The sequence below is a fragment of the Novosphingobium sp. FSW06-99 genome (assembly GCF_001519065.1).
Lineage (GTDB): Bacteria > Pseudomonadota > Alphaproteobacteria > Sphingomonadales > Sphingomonadaceae > Novosphingobium.
The window spans coordinates 121,750-141,069 of the sequence record NZ_KQ954261.1; the positions used below are offsets into that span (position 1 = coordinate 121,750).

A 19,320-nucleotide genomic window follows, 5' to 3' on the forward strand; every position below is an offset into this window, starting at 1 on the left:
AGGTGCTTGTCAAGCGGGCGCCTTTCGCGCAAAGCTGAGGCAATTTTTCGGAGACCTGCCATTTCGCGCCGCGCCACGATCTACGAAATCGCGACTGCCGCCGGGGTGTCTCCCAAGACCGTGTCGCGTGTTCTGAATGACGAACCGTTCGTCAAGGATGCCGTGCGCGACCGCGTCAAGGCGGTCGCCAAAGAGCTGAATTATCAGCCCAATATCACCGCCAAAGGGTTGATCACGCGGCGCAGTTTCATGCTGGGGCTGACGTATGAACGCCCCAGCCCCAGCTATGTCGTCGAATTGCAGCGCGGTGTGCTGGAACGGCTGGCCGACGAACGCTGGCGGATGATCATCCTGCCGTTTCGCGATGTCTGTGCCCAGCCCGAGGCGTTCTTCACCTTTCTGCGCTCGGCCGCGCTCGATGGTGTGGTGCTGGCCCCGCCGGGCAGCGACGAGATTGCGGTGCTCGACCGGCTAGACGCGGCGGGCATTCCCTATGGCCGGATCGCGCCGCAGCTTGAACCGGGGCGGGGCGCCTGTTCGCTACTCGACGACACGGCCGCCGCGCGCGAGGCGGCGGAACACCTGCTGACGCTGGGGCACCGGCGGCTGGCGGTGATCCTGGGCGATCCCACCCACCGTGCCAGCGCGGCGCGCAGCGCGGGCTATGCCCAGGCGTTCGCCGCGCACGGCATCGCGATCGAGACGGTCGCGGTCGAACCGGGCGATTTCACGCTGGCCAGCGGCGAAGCCGCGATGCAGCGCATTCTGGCCCGGCCCGGCCCGCGCCCGACCGCCGTGCTGGCCCAGAACGACGACATGGCGGTGGGCGCAATCACCGTGGCCCGCGATGCGGGCCTGGCCACCCCCGACGACCTGTCGGTGGTCGGTTTCGACGATTCCGACATCTCGCGCCTGATCATGCCCAAACTGACCACCGTGCGCCAACCGGTGTTCGACATGGCGGTGTCGGCCACCGAAGGCCTGCTCAAACTGTTGGCCGGAGAACCCGTACCCGCCCCCGTGCTGCACCGCCACGAACTGCTGATCCGCCAATCCACGGCGGCACCGCGCGGTTAGGCCCGCTCAGGCGCGTGTGGCGAACCGGGCGGCGTGGTCGCGGATGACCGCGATCATCGGCGCGTCGCTGTCGAAATTGCCGTACCAGCCCTGGGGTTCGTGGGGCGGGTCGCCCATCAGCGGGTCGCCCGCGTGCCAGCGGTGATCGGGGCGCGTGGTGCGCGCTTCGCCGTTCCAGCCCCAGAAATTGGTGCCCGCGATCGGGCCGCCCTCGGCCAGGCTCGCCTCGGCGGCGGCATAGATCAGCCGGTAATAGCGCTGGCGGAAGGTGGTCGGCACCGTGGGGTCATACAATTCGCCATCGCGGGGAAAGCCGAATTCCTCGATCACCAGCGGCTTGTTCAGCGCTTTGGCAAGGCGGACATGCGTGGCCACATAGGCTTCGACTTTGGCGCGCCCGGCGTCCCAGGTTCCGGCCAGGTTCTTGCCATCGACCCAGCCCCAGTTGAGCGGCCAGACGTGTGCGGTCAGATAATCGATCGATTGGTGCGCGCGCACGACGATGTCTTCGCGCCCGGCGCTGGCGATCGTGCCTTCCATGCCCAGCGAGACCAGATGGTTGGGATCGATGCTGCGGATCAGCGCCGCGGTGGCGTCGATCCACGCGTAATAGTCGGGCAGCACGCGCGCCATCACCTCGGGGCTGACGCCCGGGCGCGGTTCGTTGCACAATTGCCATGACAGGATCGCCGGGTCATCGCGATAGGCCCGGCCCGTCACGCTGTTGACTCGCCCGACCAGCGCGCGCACATCGTCGAAAAAGCGCGCCACCGCCGGGCGGTTGGCATAGAATTGCGCGCCCGCGTCGGGAAACGCGGGCCAGGGGTGCGTGGGATCGTTGTTGTCGAGATAGTGCCCGGTTTCATACCACAGCCGGGTCATCATCCCCCCCGACCATTCCCAGTTGTTGGTCAGATAGAGCACACCGGTCATGTCGCGCCGCGCCAGTTCGGCCATGGCATGGTCGAGCCCGATCAGCAGCGCCGCGTTGCGCTGCCCCGCGCGGTTGACAAAACCGGGGGTGACACTGGCGCGCAATGGCCCTTCCTCGGCCCAGGCGAGCAGCCGCACATTGCGCACGCCGATCGCCTGCAACCGGTCGAGTTCGCGTCCCAGCCGCGCGCGGCCAGCCGGATCGGCGCCCAGCCAGGCCAGGTACCAGGCATTGGCGCCGGTGTGCCGCCACGGACGCCCGTCGCGCATCAGTCCGATGCCTTCGCGCCGCACAAAGCCGGGCGCTGCGGTGGCAGCACGCGCCGTGCCGATGGCGAGCGGACTCGCGGCCAGCCCGGCCAGCACGGTGCGACGGTTGGTGCTCATCAATTCGGACGTTATGGATTGGGACATGGCAGCAAAGTCTCCGCATCGTTGCCCAGCCGGACTTCGCCGATGGTGAAATCGCTGGTGCCTTCGACCGACAGGCGGAACGCTTCGCCCAGCCGGGATACATCGGCGCCATGCGCGGCCAGGCACTTGAGCGGCAGGCCATAGCGCACCCAGCGGTCGTTGGCGGGCAGCACCACCGGCACATTGGCGGTGCACGGCGTGCCGTTGCACGTGGCGCCCAGCGCGGCGTGCGCGGGCGCCGCCGCCACACGCACGGTCAGCAACAGCATGACATCGCCGTTGGCTTCGCGCGCCAGATCGAGCGGGGCGGGCGGCATCAGTGCGATCGTCGCCGCACCGTCATCCACCGCGAACCGCCGCGCGCCTTCCTGCACCGCGAAGTCGCGGGCGGTTACGTGCACGCGCCCGCCCAGCGCATCGACGGGCACCGTGGTCACCCGTGTCGATCCGCTGCCATCGGCGGCCTCGACCCGCAGCGACCAGCCGCTGGCGGGTTGCCCGTTGGCAAACCAGCGCCGCGCATCGCCGGTGGGGGCAACGCCCGGATCTTCGGACAGGGGTGTCCAGTCGCGCGTGCGGTCACGCCAGGTCAGGCCATAGCCGAACGGAAACAGCACGCCATCGGCGGCGCGCGCGGTGCGCGGCCAGGCGGTCGGCAATTTGCCGGTCATCGCAAAGCGCGGATGGCCCCCGGCATCGCCGACCAGCACATCGGCCAGCCCCTCGCCTTCGCTGCCGGGCAGCCAGGCGACCACAAAGGCATCGGCGGCATTGAGCGCGGGGTTGACGAACAGGGGCCGCCCGGTGAGCATCACCGCCACCACCGGAATATGCTGGGCACGCAGGCGCCGCATCGTTTCCCACGGCGCGGTCAGATCGGGCGTCAATTGCAACGATTTGAGATCGCCCTGGAATTCGGCGTAGGGCCGTTCGCCGAACACCACCACCGCGGCATCGGGGCGCTGGGTATAGTGCCCGTCTGGAGCCAGTTCGGCCTGCCCGCCAGCGGCCTCGACGGCGGATTTCAGCCCCTGCCACAGCGAGGTCGCGCCGGGAAAGTCGGCCCGGGTCAGCCCGGTGCCCTGCCAACTGATCGTCCAGCCTCCGGCGGCGCGGGCAATGTCGTCGGCCCCGTCGCCCGCCACCAGCAGGCGCGCCTTGCCATGCAGCGGCAGCACGCCATCGTTCTTGAGCAGGACCAGCGATTTGCGCACCGCCTCGCGCGCCACCGCGCGGTGGGCGGGCGATCCCAGCAACGCCCATTGCCCGGCTAGGGGCCGGGTCGAGGGGGCGCCTGCGTCAAACAGGCCCAGCCGCGCCTTGACCCGCAGGATGCGGGTGACCGCCTCGTCGATGCGCGCCATCGGAATCACCCCGCCGCGCACTTGCGCGATCAGGCTGGTGACCATGTCTTTCCAACTGTCGGGCGCCATCACCATGTCGACGCCGGCCAGCACCGTTTCAGGGCACGAGGCATTGGTGCAATGTTCGACCTGGCCATGCGCATTCCAGTCGGACACCACAAACCCGCCGAAGTTCATGCGGTCTTTCAGCACGCCGGTCAGCAGCGAGTGGTTGCCCGCCATCTTGACGCCCTGCCAGCTCGAAAAGCTGGCCATGATGGTGGCCACGCCGCCTTCGATCGCGGGGCCATAGGGCGCGCCGTGAATGTCGCGCAGCGCGGTTTCGGGGATTGCCGCATCGCCCTGGTCGACCCCGTTGGTGGTCGCGCCATCGCCGATGAAATGCTTGGTGGAGGCGATCACTTTGCCCGAGGCGATGAGGTTGTGCCCATCGGGCGGGCCCTGCAACCCGCGCAGCATCGCCCCGACAAATTGCGATACCAGCGCCGGGTCCGACGAATAGCCTTCATAGGCGCGGCCCCAGCGGTAATCCTGCGGCACGGTCACCGTGGGCGCAAAGGTCCATTCGATCCCGGTGGCGCGGATTTCCTCGGCAGTGGCGGCGCCGATGCGTTCGATCAGCGCCGGATCGTGCGTCGCGCCCAGCCCGATATTGTGCGGAAACAGCGTTGCGCCGATGATGTTGGAATGGCCATGCACGGCATCGGTGCCCCAGATCACCGGGATACCGACGCCACCTTGCGAACGGTCGGTCGAGGCAGCCCAATAGGCATCGGCCAGCTTAAGCCATTCGGGCGCCAGCGCCTTGTCGTTGTTGCCGGGGCCGCTGTTGCCGCCGTTGAGCACCGCGCCAAGGTGGTATCGGCGCAGATCCTCGGGCGTGGTGCTGTTGATATCGCCCTGGACCATCTGGCCGACCTTTTCCTCCAGAGTCATGCGCCGCAACAAGTCGGCGATGCGCGCTTCGGTCGCGGCGTCGGTGGTGGGCGGATAGTGGTATTGCGGCCAGATCGCCGGATGCGCGGTGCCCGGCGGATCGGCCAGCGCAGGTTGGGCCACGGACAGGCAAAGCAGCAGGCACGCGCGCGCGACAGCGCGGGACGGGGTACGGACACACATCATGCGACGATAGCAACTCTGGTCTGAGAAGGGGGAAACAGGTCGGCGTGGGAAACGGCCATACGCGCACCGGCCAACGCATCGCGCCCGATCTGGCCGAGCATCTGCGCCAGTCGGACGGGTTCGACGACGGCCAGCAACGGGTCGGTGCGGCGCGGGGTCAGGCCCATGCCGTCGAACACGTAGAACCAGCTTGGTTCGGTGAACAAGTCGCGCGGACGCGGCCGCACGATCCCGGCATCGGCATAGAGCGCGATCCGCGCGGCCAGGCTGTCGGGCAGGGGGGCAGCGGCCATATCACGCCAGAATGGGGTGTCGCGGCGCTGTGTGAGCGCATAGTGCAGGATCAGGAAATCGCGCACATGATCCATTTCCGCCGCCAGTTCGGCGTTGTAGCTGGCCGCCAGCGCGGGGTCGCAAGCGCGCCCCGGAAAGTGATCGAGCAAATTGAGCACGCCCGCGCAGGCGAGATGGATGCTAGTCGATTCAAGCGGTTCCAGAAAGCCCGAGGCAAGCCCGATCGCCACGCAATTGCCGACCCAGGCGCGCGCGCGGCGCCCCGGCACAAACCGCAACTGGCGCGGGGCGGGATTGCCGGGCACCGCCAGCGCGGCCAGCAATTCGTCGGCGGCGGCATCGTCGGCGCAATGGGTCGAGGCATAGACATAGCCATTGCCGGTGCGGTGCTGCAACGGGATCTGCCAGCGCCAGCCAGACCGCATTGCCGCCGACAGCGTATAGGGCGGCAGGCGTGATCCGCGATCGGTGGGCAGGGCCAGTGCGCGATCGCAGGGCAGATGCGCGCGCCAGTCGATATAAGGTTCGGCGAGTTCGCGATCGATCAGCACGCCGTGAAAACCGCTGGCATCGATGAACAAGTCGGCGGCGATGGCGCCCCCGTCGGCCAGGTGTACCGCGCCGATCATGCCACGCGCATCGCGAGTGGCGCCTGCCACGGTGCCCTCGATGCGGGTCACCCCCAGGCTTTGCGCATAGTGCGCGAAATAACGCGCGACCAGCACCGCATCGAGGTGGAGGGCGAACCGCGCGCCGGGCGGCACCGGGCCCTGCGGTGCAAAGCCCAGATCGCGTTCGGCCAGCGCCGCGCACAGGCTGAAATCGCTCACCCGCGCGGTTGCGCCCGCCGCGCGTGCGCGCAGCACCGCGTGGTGGAACGGTCGGCGTGCGACAGTGGTGCCGAACGTGCCGAACGGGTGCCAATAAGATGAACCGTCGCCGTTCCACCCGTCGAAACGGATGCCCAGTTTTTGCGTGGCGCCGGTATGGTGGATGAAATCGGGCAGTTTGATGCCCAGGAACTGCAACAGATCGACAAACGGCGGGATGGTTGCCTCGCCCACGCCGATCACCCCGATCGCGGCGCTTTCGACCAGCGTGATGCGCGTGCGCGTGCCGGTCAGCGCGCGAGCCAGGATGGCCGCCGCCGTCCACCCGGCGGTGCCGCCGCCGACGATCAGGATCGAACGGATCGCGCCGTCCGGATCGTCGGTGGGGGTGGCATGCACGCGGGTCATCGGATCAGGGCCCCTGAAAAAAGTGCGGCCGCCGCATGAGGAACGGCGGCCGCGAGGGAGGACGTCAGTATTTGAACTTGGCGCCAAAGAAGAACCGGTGACCCGAATTGAAATAGGTGAACGGTTCGTTGGGCCATTGCAGATAAGTATGCTGGGCCGTCTTGGTCAGGTTCTGTGCCGAGAACACCAGTCCGAAATTGCGGTTCACGTCATAGCCGATCTGCCCGTCGAGCTGACCATAGGGGGCCGAAAAGACCTCATAAGTCTGCGAAACGCCGATCTGGTTGTTGAATGCGAACGTCGCACCCGCGGCTGAATCGTTGATCGACTTGTCGCGCCACGAATAGGACAGGCGGGCCGAGAAGCCGTGCGATTCATAAAAACCGTTGAGTGTGAAGGCGTTCTTGGCAACCCCCGGGATCGGGGCATTTGTGGTGAACGACGTTGGCAGGCTGGCGCTCGATTCCGACCGGGTATAGTTTCCGGCCAGGCCAAAGCCCTGCAGGATGCCGTCGCGGGCCTGCCATTGGGCGCTCAGTTCAAGGCCGTAGATATAACCCGATCCGGCGTTTTCCGGCTTGGTCACATCGGCCACGGTGCCACCGAAATCGTCGTTGACCAATGTCGGGACATTGAGCGTTTCGACGAAATTGAGCACTTTCTTGTAAAACGCCGCGACGCTGATCATCGAACCGGGCGCAAAGTAGTTTTCGTAGTCGGCGACCCCCTGCCACGCGCGATAGGGATCGAGTTGGGTGTTGCCCGACGACCCGCCGGCAAAGGCAAACCCGTCGGCGACGCCGGTGTTGACATTTGTCCGCGAGCCGACCTGGCGCGTGAAGTTGAAAGTATTGCCCAGACCCAGCGAGAACAGATCCTGCGGCGACATCACCTTGGCCGCGCCCAGACGGATGATCTGGTGATCGCCAAGCTTGTATTCAAAGTTCAGCGACGGCAGCACGTCGTTGTACTGGCGGTCGGTGGTCACCGGAACGTTGTTGTTGTTCACCCCGTTCCACGACGCCGTGCCATAGAAGGTCGGCACGGGTGCGGTCTGGGCATTGTTGATATCGAGCCAGGTCGAAACGAACCGCACACCGACGTTGAGGTGATAGGCCGACGACTTTTCGCCAATGTCGGTCATCAGATAGGCCGCGGTGGTCTTGCTGTTGACTTCGAACGAGCTGAGCGTGTCTTCAAAGAACTTTTCGGTGGTGTTGGTGCCGCCACCGCCGCCCGACCACACGGTTTCGAGGTAAGTCGATGGGTTGGTCATGCCCCCGGTATAGGGGTTTTTCACCGTGATCGAGCCGGCCCCGAAATTGTTGACGTTCATCGCCAGATTGGGATTCGACAGCGCGGTCGAATAGGGCAGCCCGGCATAGCCCGGATCGAGGTAATAGACATAGTTGCCGCCGCCGGTGGCAATGCTGGTGTTGATCGGCGACCCGTCGGGCGAGGTGATCAGGTAACGGCCAAAGATCTGTTGCACGTCGCGGCCAGCGCCGCGCGCACCGGCCTCGATGGTGATGCCCGGCCGGACATCCCAGGCTGCGTCGAAGTGCACGTCCCATGCCGACTGGTCGGTCTTGTTGGCCCAGGCCCAGTTGGATTTGAACAGGGTATAGTTGGGATTGTTGAGCACGTTCGAATTGTACGACACCGACGGCAGGCCCGAAGTACCACCGTTGGCCCAGTTGAACGAATAACCCGGCGTGCCCCCGGTCGCGCACGTGGAAGCGCCGGTGTTGCACCCCGGAGCCGACGTGGTCGGCAGCCCGGTTGCATAGCTGTTGTACTGACCGTGTTCGACGTCGGCCTGGTCTGCCTCCAGATCGGAGGCTGCCTTGGAATAGGCGCCGCCAAAGTTGAGCCGCAGACCTTCCTTGTTGTCGAATTTCAGCTTGGCCTGGTAGTTGTCGGCATGCGCAGTGGTGTTCTGGTACAGCGTCGCGGTTTCCGCACCGTTGGCGTAGAACGAGCCCGACTGGACAACCCCGTTGCTGTCGATCGATGACGGGCTGCCTGCCAGCAGCGCGGGCAACGCGGTGCCCGGTGACGACGGCGTTCCCGCGGACGCACCCTGGCCGTTGAACCAGACTTTGTCCGAATACTGGATGTCGGTGTCATCTTCGTGGCTGTGGAACCACACAAAGCTGAGCGACAGGTCATCGCTCAATTTTGCATTGAAGCCCGCCGAGGCGCCGAAGATCTTGCGATCATCGTTGTCGTTGGTGAAATAGGCAAGCTGCGGGATGAGGTAGTTCTTTGATCCCGGCGCAAAGCTCGCGGCGGTCAGCCCGCCGCCGTTGGGACCGAATTGCGGCGTGGTGACATAGTCGGTGATCAGCCACTGGTTGCGGTTGGCGTCCTGGAACGTGTCGGTCAGGGTCTTCTCGTGGTCGTATGACACGGCCGCGAACGCCGCGAAATTGTCGCTGACTTTGTACGACACGAACAGAGTGCCGTCGGGCGTTACCTTCTTGGCGCCCGAGGACACCGTGCCGCGCAAGTTGCCCGCGATGGTCAGGCCCTGCTTTTGCGCCAGCGGGTCGATGCCCTTGAGGTTGATGGTACCGCCGATGCCGCCTTCGACGGTCGAAGCCTGCGGGTTCTTGTAGACGTCGATGCCGCCGATTTCCTCGCTCGGCACGCCTTCGAGCGAGGCATACTGGCTGTTGGCGCCAGCGCCGCCGCCCGATGCTTCGCCCGAGACGTAGAATTCGCGACCGGTCAGGAACACTTCGCCATTGAGCAGCGTGGCGTTCTGGCGCAAGCCGTCGATCAGCACCGATGTGCCCTGGCCATTGGAACGGTCGATCTGCACGCCGGGCAGGCGCTGCAGCGATTCAGCCACGTTCTGGTCGGGGAACTTGCCGATATCTTCAGGCGCGATCGATTCCAGCAGCAGATCGGAATTGCGCTTGGTGTTGATCGCGCTGCGCAAGCTGGCGCGATAGCCGCTGACGATGATCGCGTTGGTGACATCTTCGGCGGGTTTGGTGGCGGGCGCTGCGCTGGCAGGTGCCGTGCCGGTAGCCGCGGGCGCCGGTTGCGCGGCCGACTGGGCCAGCAGCGGATTGCCGGCGAGACCGGCGACAATCATTGCGGACGCAGAAGCAGAGCGCGCAAAGACGCGCGCCAGATATTGGCGTTTCATGAGATTCCCCTCCTGTTCGGACTGCGCCTTGTTGTTGGGTCCGATTCGCACAGAAATTCGCGACCGAAAGCGCAGCCTTCGCGCTCTGGATATGTCTGTCTGACATCGATGTCAATCGTTAATCGGACAGAGCTTCGCGGGGCGCGCCGCGATGCCCTGACGTGCGACAATGAGGCAGATGGAGCCGGTTTTCCGCGATTTCCAAGGCACTTTTGGCATGACACGGTATGACCCGTGGGATAAGCAACCGCCACGGCCTTTCAGGCGGATGGGCCCCGTTTTATGCAATTTCCGGGAAAGAATTTACCTGCGTGACACAGATTGTACCTGTCATCTTGTGTGGGGGCAGCGGCACCCGGCTCTGGCCGCGTTCGCGCAAGGCCATGCCCAAGCCGTTTCTGCCGCTGATGGGCGAAACCACGCTGTTTGCGGCAACGGTGCTGCGCTGCAGCCCCAATGCGGGGTTTGCAGATCCGGTGGTGGTGGCGGGTTCCGCACACGTGCTGCTGGTCGAAAGCCAGTTGCCCGATGCGCAACGCGGCAGCATCATTGTCGAGCCCGAGGGCAGGAACACCGCCGCCGCGATCGCATTGGCCGCGGTGCGTCTGCCGGCCGAGGCGATCATGCTGGTGTGCCCCAGCGACCATCACATTGGTGACTGGGCTGCGTTCCAGGCCGCGGCCCATGAGGCGGCGGCGCTGGCCGCAGACGACTGGCTGGTGTCATTCGGCATCGCGCCCACTTCGCCCGAAACGGGCTTTGGCTATCTCAAGCGGGGCGAGGCGATCGCCGGTTCATCGGGCTATCGGGTCGAACGCTTTGTCGAAAAACCCGATCTGGACCGCGCCAGGGCGTTTCTGGCCGATGGCGGCTATTCGTGGAATGGCGGCATCTTTGCCTTTCGCGCCGGGGCATTCCTGGCCGAGCTGACGCAGCATCGCCCCGATATTGCCGAAGCCGTGCGCGCGGCGGTGGCTGCCGGGCACGAAGAGGGCGACAGGTTTTACCCCGACGCGGCAATCTTTGCCACGATCCGCGGCGATTCGGTCGATTATGCGGTGATGGAAAAGACCAATCGCGCAGCGATGGTGCCGGTGTCGATGGATTGGTCTGATATCGGCAACTGGCAGGCGCTGCACGATGCCTTGCCCCGCGATGATCTGGGCAATGCGGTGCGCGGTCCCGCCGAACTGAAGAATTGCCGCAATGTGATGGTCGAAAGCGATGGTCCACGCGTGTCGGTGGTCGGGGTAGAAAACCTGATCATCGTGGTCGATGGCAACGAAGTGATGATCACCACGCCGGGCGGCGCGCAACTGGTGGGCAAGTTGCAGGGGGCGGTCAACCAGTGACCGGCCTGCCCGTCAAACTGGTCGACAAGCCGTGGGGCATGGATGTGCTGCCCGCACCGTTCGCCCCCGCGCCGGGGCACCGGGTCGGTGAAATCTGGTTCGAGCCGCCGCCCGAAGTTCCCTCGATCCTGATCAAGTACATCTTCACCAGTGAAAAGCTGTCGGTGCAGGTCCACCCCAACGATGCGCAGGCGCTGGCGGCGGGTGGCAAGACCACCGGCAAGGACGAATGCTGGCTGGTGATCCATGCCGAACCGGGCGCCACGCTCGGCGTGGGCTTCAACCAGCCGATCGATCACGACGCCATGCGTGCCGCCGCGCTCGATGGCAGCATCGAGCACTTGTTGACCTGGTATCCGGTGCGGCCGGGCGATTTCTTCTATATTCCGGCTGGCACGGTGCATGCCATCGGCGCCGGGGTGGGGGTGATCGAGATTCAGCAGAACGCCGACATCACCTATCGGCTGTACGATTATGGGCGTCCGCGCGAATTGCATCTTCATGACGGGATCGCGGTCGCGCGGGGTGAACCCTATGCCCCTGCGCTGCATCGCCATATCCCCGACGCCGGCACGGTCGAACTGGCCGACGGGCGCTATTTTCAGGCCCATCGCATCGATGGCGTGCCCGATGCGGCGCTATGCGCGGCCTACCGGTGCCCGGTGCTGCTGCTTCCGCGCGAGGGCACCTTGCGGATTGGCGAAACGGTCATACATCCGGGTGAATGTGCCACGAGCGAAAGTCTTGACGCGGCGGTGTTTGACGAGGGCGGACAAGCCATCGTCGTTCGTGCCAAGCTCTGACCGGCGCTGTCGCAAAAGGATGAAATGCCATGGCTGATCCGCAAGTGACGGAGCATGCGCCGTTAGATATTTCGCGCGTTGTCACCCGATTGCGCGAGGTGCGTGAAAGCTGGCGCGATGCGCAGGGCCACGCGGGCGAGTTCGGTGCCCACGGATTCCCCTCGCGCCACGCGCTGGGGCAGATCATCGATGTGCTGGCCGCTGCGCTGTTCCCGTTGCGGCTGGGGCCACCAGGGCTGAAGGCGTGCGACGAAAATGTATTCGTTCGCAACAGTCTGCAATCCGCGCTGCCGATGCTGGCAGAGCAAGTGCGGATGGAACTGTACTATGTGCGCCCGACGCGCGGATCGGAAGCGATCGAGCGCGCGGTGACCGCGATTGTCGAGGAACTGGCTACGCGCCTTCCGGCGATCCGCGCGCTGCTCGACACCGATCTTGAAGCGGCGTTTCGCGGCGATCCGGCGGCGCGCAGCGTTGATGAAGTGCTGCTGTGCTATCCCGGCACGATTGCGCTGATCCACCATCGCATTGCGCACGAACTCTATCTGCTGGGTGCCCCGCTGGTGGCGCGGATCATCGCGGAAAACGCGCATTCGCGCACCGGCATCGATATCCACCCCGGGGCATCGATCGGCGAAAGCTTTTTCATCGATCATGGCACCGGTGTGGTGATCGGCCAGACCGCCGTGATCGGCAAGGGCGTGCGGTTGTACCAGGCAGTGACGCTGGGCGCGCGCAGCTTTGCCACCGATGACGAAGGTCGCCTGCTGAACACCCCGCGCCACCCGATCATCGAGGACGACGTAACGATCTATGCCGGCGCCACCGTGCTGGGACGCATCACCATCGGCAAGGGATCGGTGATCGGCGGCAATGTCTGGCTGACCCGATCGGTCCCGTGCGGCAGCCGCGTCCGCCAGACCCAACCCAGCATCAATATCGAGACGACCGACCCGTGCGATCCCAACGAGTGGTCGGGATTGTAGCGATCAGCGTGCCGCGCCCCTGGCAAACTGGCGCGGTGAATAGCCGATCACGCGCTTGAAGGCCGCGCCGAACGCGCTTTCGGATTCGTAGCCCACGGTGGGGGCAACAACCGCGATCGACATGCCGGCATTGGCCAGGCGGTCGGCGGCCAGCATCATGCGCCAGCGCGTGAGATAATCCATCGCCGGCTCGCCCACGCGCTGTTTGAACCGCGCGGCAAAGCTTGATCGCGACATGCCTGCGATCCTGGCCAGGCTTTCCAGCGTCCACTTGCGGCCCGGTTCGCCATGCATCGCGGTCATGACTGCCAGCATCTGCCGGTCGGCCAGCGCAAACAGCCAGCCGCTGTGTTCGGCAGAGTGCTCGGTCAGATGGAGCCGCAGGGCCTCGATCAGCAACGCCTGGGTCAGGTGTTCGGCCAGCAGGGTGCCCCCGGGCCGGGGCGTGCGCAATTCGCGCATCAGTCGCTCGATCGACCAGCGGAGATCTTCGCGCCCCTCTGCGGCGCGAATGATGACCACCGGCGGCAGCATCCCCAGCAGCATGCCGGCGTGCATCCCGGCGAAATCGAAATAGCCACCAACCCCGGTGCAGGCGCCTCCGCCATTCAGCATGGCGATCTCGCCCGGCGGAATGGCGGGAAAGAAGGTGTAGGCGTCGATCGGGGCGACATCGGCGGCGCTGTGCAGGCGATAGGACTTGCCCCCGGGCAACAGCGCGAAATCGCCCGCTTCGAGGCGAATGGGCGCGGCGATATCCTCTATCGCCAGCCAGCAATGCCCCTCGGTGATGGCATAGCACTTGATCGCGTCATCGGCCGCAAATGCCAGCGCCCAGTCGCCGCCGGCATCGAGCCCGCGAAAGCCATAGCTGTTGGGGCGCAGGATCGAGAGAATGTCGGACAAGGGGTCCATCGGCGTTCCTTGGACGATTGCAACGAAATGACGGACGTCTCAGCATGGTTCGTCCGATCTGGCAGGTCTATCCCGCATGGCAGGAACAGTCACCCCGTTTGCCAAGGAGAACCTCATGCCCGACAATATTGCCCTCTGGCTCAACGCCAAGCGCGCCGACTTCACCGTGGCGTCGGCACCCTGCACAGCGCCGCGCACCGGTGAGATACTGGTTCGTGTCCATGCCGTCGCGGTCAACCCGATGGACCGACTGGTGCGCGCGGTTGGCGATCTTATCACGCCATGGATCGCATATCCGTTCATCGCGGGCTCTGATGTCGCAGGCGTGGTGGTCGCGGTGGGCGAAGGGGTCACCCGGTTCCGCGTCGGTGAGCGGGTGCTGGGCTATGCCGCCGGTGCCGACAAGGGTCATCGCGCCGCCGAGGGCGCATTTCAGCACTATGCCATCCTGCCCGCGCATATGGCCTCGCCGATGCCCGACAGCCTGTCGTTTGCTCAGGCCTCGGTCCTGCCACTGGCGCTGTCGACCGCCGCAACCGGGCTGTTCGATGCCGACTGCCTTGCGCTTGACGCGCCTTCGGCCGAACCGCAAGCCAAAGGGCAAACCCTGGTGATCTGGGGCGGTTCGACCAGTGTGGGCAGCAACGCCATCCAGTTGGCCGTTGCGGCAGGCTATGATGTCATCACCACCGCATCGCCGCGCAACTTTGATTATGTGACCAGGCTCGGCGCGCGTCTGGCGTTTGACTATGCCAGCGCGAGCGTCATCCGCGATATCATTGCGGCGCTGCGCGGGCGCACTCTGGCCGGTGCACTGGCGATCGGCCAGGGATCGGCGGGCGCGTGCATCGCGATCCTTGGCGCCTGCCAGGGCAACCGCTTTGTCGCCATGGCCAATCCGCCGGCCAGTTTCGACGCTGTGCCCGCAGGCAAGGGACGGCTGGCACGGCTGGTGCCCACGCTGGCGCGGGTCATGATGGGCAACCTTGCGCTGGCGATCCAGTCGCGCCGCAAGGGCGTGCGCACCAGGTTTATCTGGGGCAGCGCCTTGCTGAACACCGAGGTCGGGCCGATGATCTTCCGCGATTTCCTGCCGCGCGCGCTGGCCGAGGGTCGTTTCGTCGCCGCGCCCGAACCGATCATAGCCGGGCACGGCCTCGCCGCCATTCCCCAGGCGCTTGATCGCCAGGCGGCGGGCGTTTCGGCGCGCAAGCTCGTCGTGACGCTGTAACCGCCATGGCAATCGTCAGCATCACCCGCTTTCGCCTGCGCTCGGTCCGCTTTGTGCCGTTGTTCTATATCCACGCGCACCGGATCATCGCGCAGATCCGCAAGGCCGAAGGGCATCTTGCCGGGGCGGTCCGGCGCGAGGGCGATCTCGCCTATTGGACGGTCACCGTCTGGCGCGACGCCATTGCCATGCAGGCCTTTGCGGCCAGCGGCGCGCATCGCAGTGCCATGCCCCATCTGCAAGACTGGTGCAGCGAGGCGGGCATGGTCCGCTGGGTTCAGGAGGGCAGCGATCTGCCCGACTGGGCGCAAGCGGCGCACCGGTTGCAGCACGAGGGCCGCGCCTCGACACTGCGCCATCCCGGGCCGCGCCATGCCGGGCACACCTATCCCGCGCCGCCCGAAGGGTACGACATGCGGTTCTGACGGCAACGGGTCAGATCACCTGTTCCACTTGCGGCGTCTGCGCGCCCCGATCAGCTTGTCAAACCCGGCGAACCGCCGCATCCTTGCGCGATGACCGTTGGCCGTGCCGATCTTGCCGATTTCCAGATGTTTCTCGTGCTGGCCCGTCACCGCAATTTTCGGCGCGCGGGGCTGGAACTGGGTATCAGCGCCTCGGCCATCAGCCATGGGTTGAAGGGGCTGGAGGCGCGGCTGGGTACAAGACTGGTCAATCGCACCAGCCGCAGTGTCACGCTGACGGCGGCGGGCGAGGAATTGCAGGCCGCGCTCGAAGGCCCGTTTGCGGCGATCGGTGCGGCGGTCGACCGGCTTGACCGTTTGCGGGACGAACCGATGGGCCGCATCCGCCTGAATGTGCCCGAACATGCCGCCACGCTGCTGCTGGGCAAAGTGCTGCCGGTGTTTGTCGATCGCTATCCGGGCATCACCGTCGATGTGGCGGTCAGCAACGCGATGGTCGATGTCGTCGGGCAAGGGTTCGATGCAGGCATTCGCTATGGCGGGACAGTGCCCGAAGACATGATCGCGCGGCGGCTGTCGGCCGACATTGCCTGGGTGGTGGTAGGATCGCCCGACTATCTCGCCCGTTTCGGCATCCCCGCGCATCCGCGCGATCTGGCCCGCCATCGCTGCCTGCGTTTCCGGCTGGGCGATGACAGTCTCTATCACTGGGAATTCGAGCGGGGTGGTGAGGCGATCGCGATCGACGTGCCCGGCGCGATCACGATGGACCAGACCCAGCTCGCGCTCGACCTGGCCGAAGGCGGCGCGGCGCTGGCCTATTTGCCCGAACCCTGCGTTGCCGGGGCGGTCGCGCGCGGTGCCTTGCGGACGGTGCTGGATGACTGGTCTTCGATGGGCGAGGGCTTTCACATCTATTACCCCGGTCGGCACCAGTTGCCCACGGGCCTGCGCCTGCTGATCGAATTGATCCGGGAATTGCGTCCGCTGGGGCTTTGAGACCGGTCATTGATGAACGGGATTCATCGTTGTATCAACCAGCCTGATGGTAATCAACGCGCCCGTTTGACGGTACAACGCCAATTGATGAAACAACCTGAAACATGGTGGCCCCCGCGCAAAGATTGCGTGCGGGCCCTGGCCCGTTTCCGATAGGAGCATTGCATGATCTTGTACCGCAATGGCAGCCGACCCGCCCAGGTTGGTCCTGCAGACTGGTTTACCGGTCGTGTGCGCATCGATCCGTTGAACACCGCGCCCGAACCGGCACGCCACGCCTGCGCCAGTGTCACGTTCGAGCCCGGCGCGCGCACCGCCTGGCACACCCACCCGCTCGGCCAGACGCTGGTCGTTACCGCGGGCACCGGCTGGACCCGCTGCGAAGGTGGCCCGGTGGTGGAAATCCGCGCGGGCGATGTGGTGTGGTGCCCGCCCGGGCATCGCCACTGGCACGGCGCGACGCCGACCACTGCGATGACCCATATCGCCATCCAGGAAGGGCTCGATGGCCGCATGGTCGAATGGATGGAACACGTGTCCGATGCCGATTACCTCGGTGGCCCGGTGCAGGATCAGGAGTAGTTGACATGCGCGCAACCGTGATGATCAAGGCGCACGATGTGCGTATCGAGACCGTGCCCGATGCCGCCATCCGTCAACCCACCGACGCGGTGATCCGCATCACGCGGGCCTGCATCTGCGGCAGCGACTTGTGGCCCTACAACGGCGGGCCAAATGTGGCGGGCCAGCAGATGGGCCACGAAGCGATCGGCGTGGTGCTCGATATCGGCAGCGAGGTGCGCACGATCCGGCGCGGGCAAGTGGTGATCATGCCGTTTGCCTTTTCCGATGGCAGTTGCCTGTTTTGCGACGAAGGCTTGCAGACCGCGTGCCGTCACGGGGGCTTTTTCGGTGTTGGCGGCGAAGCCGGTGGCGCGCAGGCCGAAGCCTTGCGCGTGCCCTGGGCCGATGGCACGCTCTATCCCTTGCCGGTCGGCGAAGACGATGCGCTGATGCCCGGGCTGCTGACGTTGTCCGACGTGATGGGCACCGGCCACCATGCGGCGGTCATCTCGCGAGTCAGGCCGGGGGGCACGGTGGCGGTGATCGGCGATGGCGCGGTCGGGCTCTGCGGGGTGATCGCGGCCAAACGGTTGGGCGCCGAACAGATCATCATGCTGGGGCGCCACACGGTCCGCACCGATCTGGCGCGGCAGTTCGGCGCGACCGATGTCGTGGCAACGCGGGGTGATGAGGCGATCACCGGTATCATGGCGTTGACCGGCGGGATCGGCGTGCAATCGGTGCTGGAATGTGTCGGAACCGCTGATGCGATGGCCACCGCGATGGGGATTGTCCGGGCCGGTGGCGCGGTTGGCCGCGTGGGCGTTCCGCATTACGACACGATTCCCGGCGCGCAACCGATGTTCTATCGCAACGTCGTGGTCGGCGGCGGCCCGGCGCCGGTGCGCGCCTATATCGACACGCTGCTGCCCGACGTGATGGAGGGCCGTATCCAGCCCGGCCTGGTGTTCGACCGCACGGTGGCGCTCGATGATGTGCCGGACGGCTATGCCGCGATGAACGCGCGCGAGGCGTTGAAGGTGCTGGTGCGCCCCTAAGCCTAGGGGCCAAGGCGCAAGAGCGCGGTTATCGTCAGCCGGGACCGACTGGCCCACGATCCGCCGATGTCGCCGGCGTGGAGGCAATTGGCGGGATAGAGCACCAGGCGGTTGGGGCGCCAACCGGCCGAACCGATGCAGGTAAACCGTGCATCATCGGGCCCGCAATAGGCTGCGTCGGGAAATCCGTGTTCGGCGCTGTCGGCGGCCAGCGCCTGGCGCCATGCCGACACACGCGACGCTGTGATCCGTTCATACCCGCTGCGGCGGTGGTGAAAGAACAGCGTGCCGCCGTGTGGCACCTCGGCCAGATAGTGCACCGCCGCCCAGATCGCCGGGTCGGGATCGTCAAAATGGGGAATGCGCTGGATCGGCAGGAGCGACGCCGGATCGGTGGCGGCGATCGCAAAGCTGGCGCGCAGGACCTGCATTCCGGCCCATTCGGCGCGAATGTGCAGAAAATCGGCCAGCCAGTCGGCATAGTCCGCTGGCGGGTCCGCGCGCACCCCGGGGTAGAAATCGCCATCCTGCCGGGCAAAGCACACGGCCTCTGCTGCCGCGCGCAAGGCCTGCGGCGCGGGGTGGGCATCGTCAAAGATCCACACGGGCACGTGATCGCGCCCCAGCGCCAGGCCCCGATGCGCGGTCATGGTGCCTAGGCCGCCGCGCCCAGCCATTGCGCGTCGGCCTCGATCCGCCGGTTTTTGCGCCGGACCAGGCCGCCGACATGCGCCAGCGACAGCGCCATTGCGGCCAGCACCATGACATCGTCAAAATCGGTCACCGCCGCCACCTGGCGGCCCAAGGCCGTTTCATCGATGGCATAAAGGCCGTTCAGCACGGCCCCCGTGCCATTGTCGAAGCGCACGTCGAGCTTTGTCTCCCGTGCCAGCCCCAGACCGACCACCCTTTCAACAAACCCACGCGTCGGTGCCTTGCCTGCCGCCAGCCGGTCGAGAATGCCATGGATCGTGGTGATATAGCCGGTGTCGCTGCCATCGGGTTCGAGGATGGCGCAGGGTCCGTTGGCATCGACGCCGGGGCTGTGTTCATCAAGGCAGATCGCCGCCTGTGCCGGATCGGCCCCGCCGATGAAGAACGGCAAGCGCAGAAGGTTGAGCGGGATATGGTCGGCATCGAGCGCCGACCCGGTCCAATAGAGGTTTTCGTGCGGTTCCAGCCCCATCAGCGCACAGGGATAGAATTGCCCGGTTTCGCCATCTTTGGCCAGGAACACCGGAAACTGGCTGGCAACGGTGCGGATTTCCGACAGCGTCAGCGGCACCAGATGGACATTGGCCGCCACCGACAGCGCCAGCGCGGGATTGATGCGCAGATGCCCGTGCTCGGTGCGGCTGAGTTGAACGAGTTTCATCACTGCCCCC

General features: G+C 65.8%; 16 protein-coding genes. 9 read left to right on the top strand and 7 right to left on the bottom strand.

Annotation, left to right across the window (positions count from 1 at the left end):
* Positions 1–6: 6 nt before the first annotated feature.
* Entirely contained in the window at positions 7–1,077 is a 1,071-nt protein-coding gene (locus AQZ49_RS17530) for a LacI family DNA-binding transcriptional regulator (protein ID WP_255355429.1), read from the top strand.
* 6 nt (positions 1,078–1,083) lie between these two features.
* Here the strand turns inward: AQZ49_RS17530 and AQZ49_RS17535 are convergent, their stop codons facing one another.
* The 4 genes from AQZ49_RS17535 to AQZ49_RS17550 all read right to left on the bottom strand — a co-directional run bounded on the left by AQZ49_RS17535 (position 1,084) and on the right by AQZ49_RS17550 (position 9,602).
* On the bottom strand, positions 1,084–2,397 hold the full coding sequence (locus tag AQZ49_RS17535) for a glycoside hydrolase 5 family protein (RefSeq protein ID WP_067618689.1): 1,314 nt from the start codon (positions 2,395–2,397) through the stop codon (positions 1,084–1,086).
* Between the two features lie 11 nt (positions 2,398–2,408).
* Positions 2,409–4,847, bottom strand: a complete 2,439-nt coding sequence (locus AQZ49_RS17540; RefSeq protein WP_231739292.1) for a glycoside hydrolase family 3 protein — start codon at positions 4,845–4,847, stop codon at positions 2,409–2,411.
* Positions 4,848–4,906: 59 nt separating this feature from the next.
* Positions 4,907–6,442 (bottom strand): tryptophan halogenase family protein, encoded by a 1,536-nt coding sequence (locus AQZ49_RS17545; RefSeq protein ID WP_082701872.1) that lies wholly within the window; start codon positions 6,440–6,442, stop codon positions 4,907–4,909.
* Between the two features lie 64 nt (positions 6,443–6,506).
* On the bottom strand, positions 6,507–9,602 hold the full coding sequence (locus tag AQZ49_RS17550) for a TonB-dependent receptor (protein ID WP_156428374.1): 3,096 nt from the start codon (positions 9,600–9,602) through the stop codon (positions 6,507–6,509).
* 311 nt (positions 9,603–9,913) lie between these two features.
* Here AQZ49_RS17550 and AQZ49_RS17555 point away from each other — a divergent pair, with 311 nt between their 5' ends.
* From AQZ49_RS17555 to epsC, 3 genes are read left to right on the top strand one after another with little or no spacing between them, the layout of a single operon-like run.
* Positions 9,914–10,954 carry a mannose-1-phosphate guanylyltransferase gene (locus AQZ49_RS17555; RefSeq protein WP_067618804.1) on the top strand — a complete coding sequence of 347 codons (1,041 nt, stop codon included), beginning with the start codon at positions 9,914–9,916 and terminating at the stop codon, positions 10,952–10,954.
* A gap of 38 nt (positions 10,955–10,992) precedes the next feature.
* On the top strand, positions 10,993–11,757 hold the full coding sequence (locus tag AQZ49_RS17560; RefSeq protein ID WP_369819151.1) for a class I mannose-6-phosphate isomerase: 765 nt from the start codon (positions 10,993–10,995) through the stop codon (positions 11,755–11,757).
* Between the two features lie 29 nt (positions 11,758–11,786).
* Entirely contained in the window at positions 11,787–12,743 is a 957-nt protein-coding gene (gene epsC / locus AQZ49_RS17565) for a serine O-acetyltransferase EpsC (protein ID WP_067618704.1), read from the top strand.
* A 3-nt stretch (positions 12,744–12,746) separates the two neighbouring features.
* On the opposite strand, the gene AQZ49_RS17570 is transcribed toward epsC, so the two are convergent.
* Positions 12,747–13,658, bottom strand: a complete 912-nt coding sequence (locus tag AQZ49_RS17570) for an AraC family transcriptional regulator (protein ID WP_067618707.1) — start codon at positions 13,656–13,658, stop codon at positions 12,747–12,749.
* 115 nt (positions 13,659–13,773) lie between these two features.
* Here AQZ49_RS17570 and AQZ49_RS17575 point away from each other — a divergent pair, with 115 nt between their 5' ends.
* The 5 genes from AQZ49_RS17575 (at position 13,774) to AQZ49_RS17595 (ending at position 17,935) form a co-directional block, all read left to right on the top strand.
* The gene (locus tag AQZ49_RS17575; RefSeq protein WP_067618709.1) at positions 13,774–14,889 is read left to right on the top strand and encodes a zinc-binding alcohol dehydrogenase family protein; all 1,116 of its coding nucleotides are present in this window, start codon (positions 13,774–13,776) and stop codon (positions 14,887–14,889) included.
* Positions 14,890–14,894: 5 nt separating this feature from the next.
* Positions 14,895–15,314 carry a DUF3291 domain-containing protein gene (locus AQZ49_RS17580; RefSeq protein ID WP_067618714.1) on the top strand — a complete coding sequence of 140 codons (420 nt, stop codon included), beginning with the start codon at positions 14,895–14,897 and terminating at the stop codon, positions 15,312–15,314.
* 90 nt (positions 15,315–15,404) lie between these two features.
* Positions 15,405–16,313 (top strand): LysR family transcriptional regulator, encoded by a 909-nt coding sequence (locus AQZ49_RS17585; protein ID WP_067618716.1) that lies wholly within the window; start codon positions 15,405–15,407, stop codon positions 16,311–16,313.
* A gap of 165 nt (positions 16,314–16,478) precedes the next feature.
* Positions 16,479–16,895 carry a (R)-mandelonitrile lyase gene (locus tag AQZ49_RS17590; RefSeq protein WP_067618718.1) on the top strand — a complete coding sequence of 139 codons (417 nt, stop codon included), beginning with the start codon at positions 16,479–16,481 and terminating at the stop codon, positions 16,893–16,895.
* 5 nt (positions 16,896–16,900) lie between these two features.
* A complete protein-coding gene (locus tag AQZ49_RS17595; RefSeq protein ID WP_156428375.1) occupies positions 16,901–17,935 on the top strand; it encodes a zinc-binding dehydrogenase in 1,035 nt (344 codons plus the stop codon).
* Positions 17,936–17,937: 2 nt separating this feature from the next.
* Here AQZ49_RS17595 and AQZ49_RS17600 read toward each other — a convergent pair whose 3' ends face one another.
* Positions 17,938–18,585, bottom strand: coding sequence for a DUF6445 family protein (locus AQZ49_RS17600; RefSeq protein ID WP_067618722.1), 648 nt, complete (start codon positions 18,583–18,585; stop codon positions 17,938–17,940).
* Between the two features lie 5 nt (positions 18,586–18,590).
* Complete coding sequence (locus AQZ49_RS17605) at positions 18,591–19,310, bottom strand: SapC family protein (protein ID WP_067618724.1); 720 nt, start codon at positions 19,308–19,310, stop codon at positions 18,591–18,593.
* Positions 19,311–19,320: the final 10 nt, after the last annotated feature.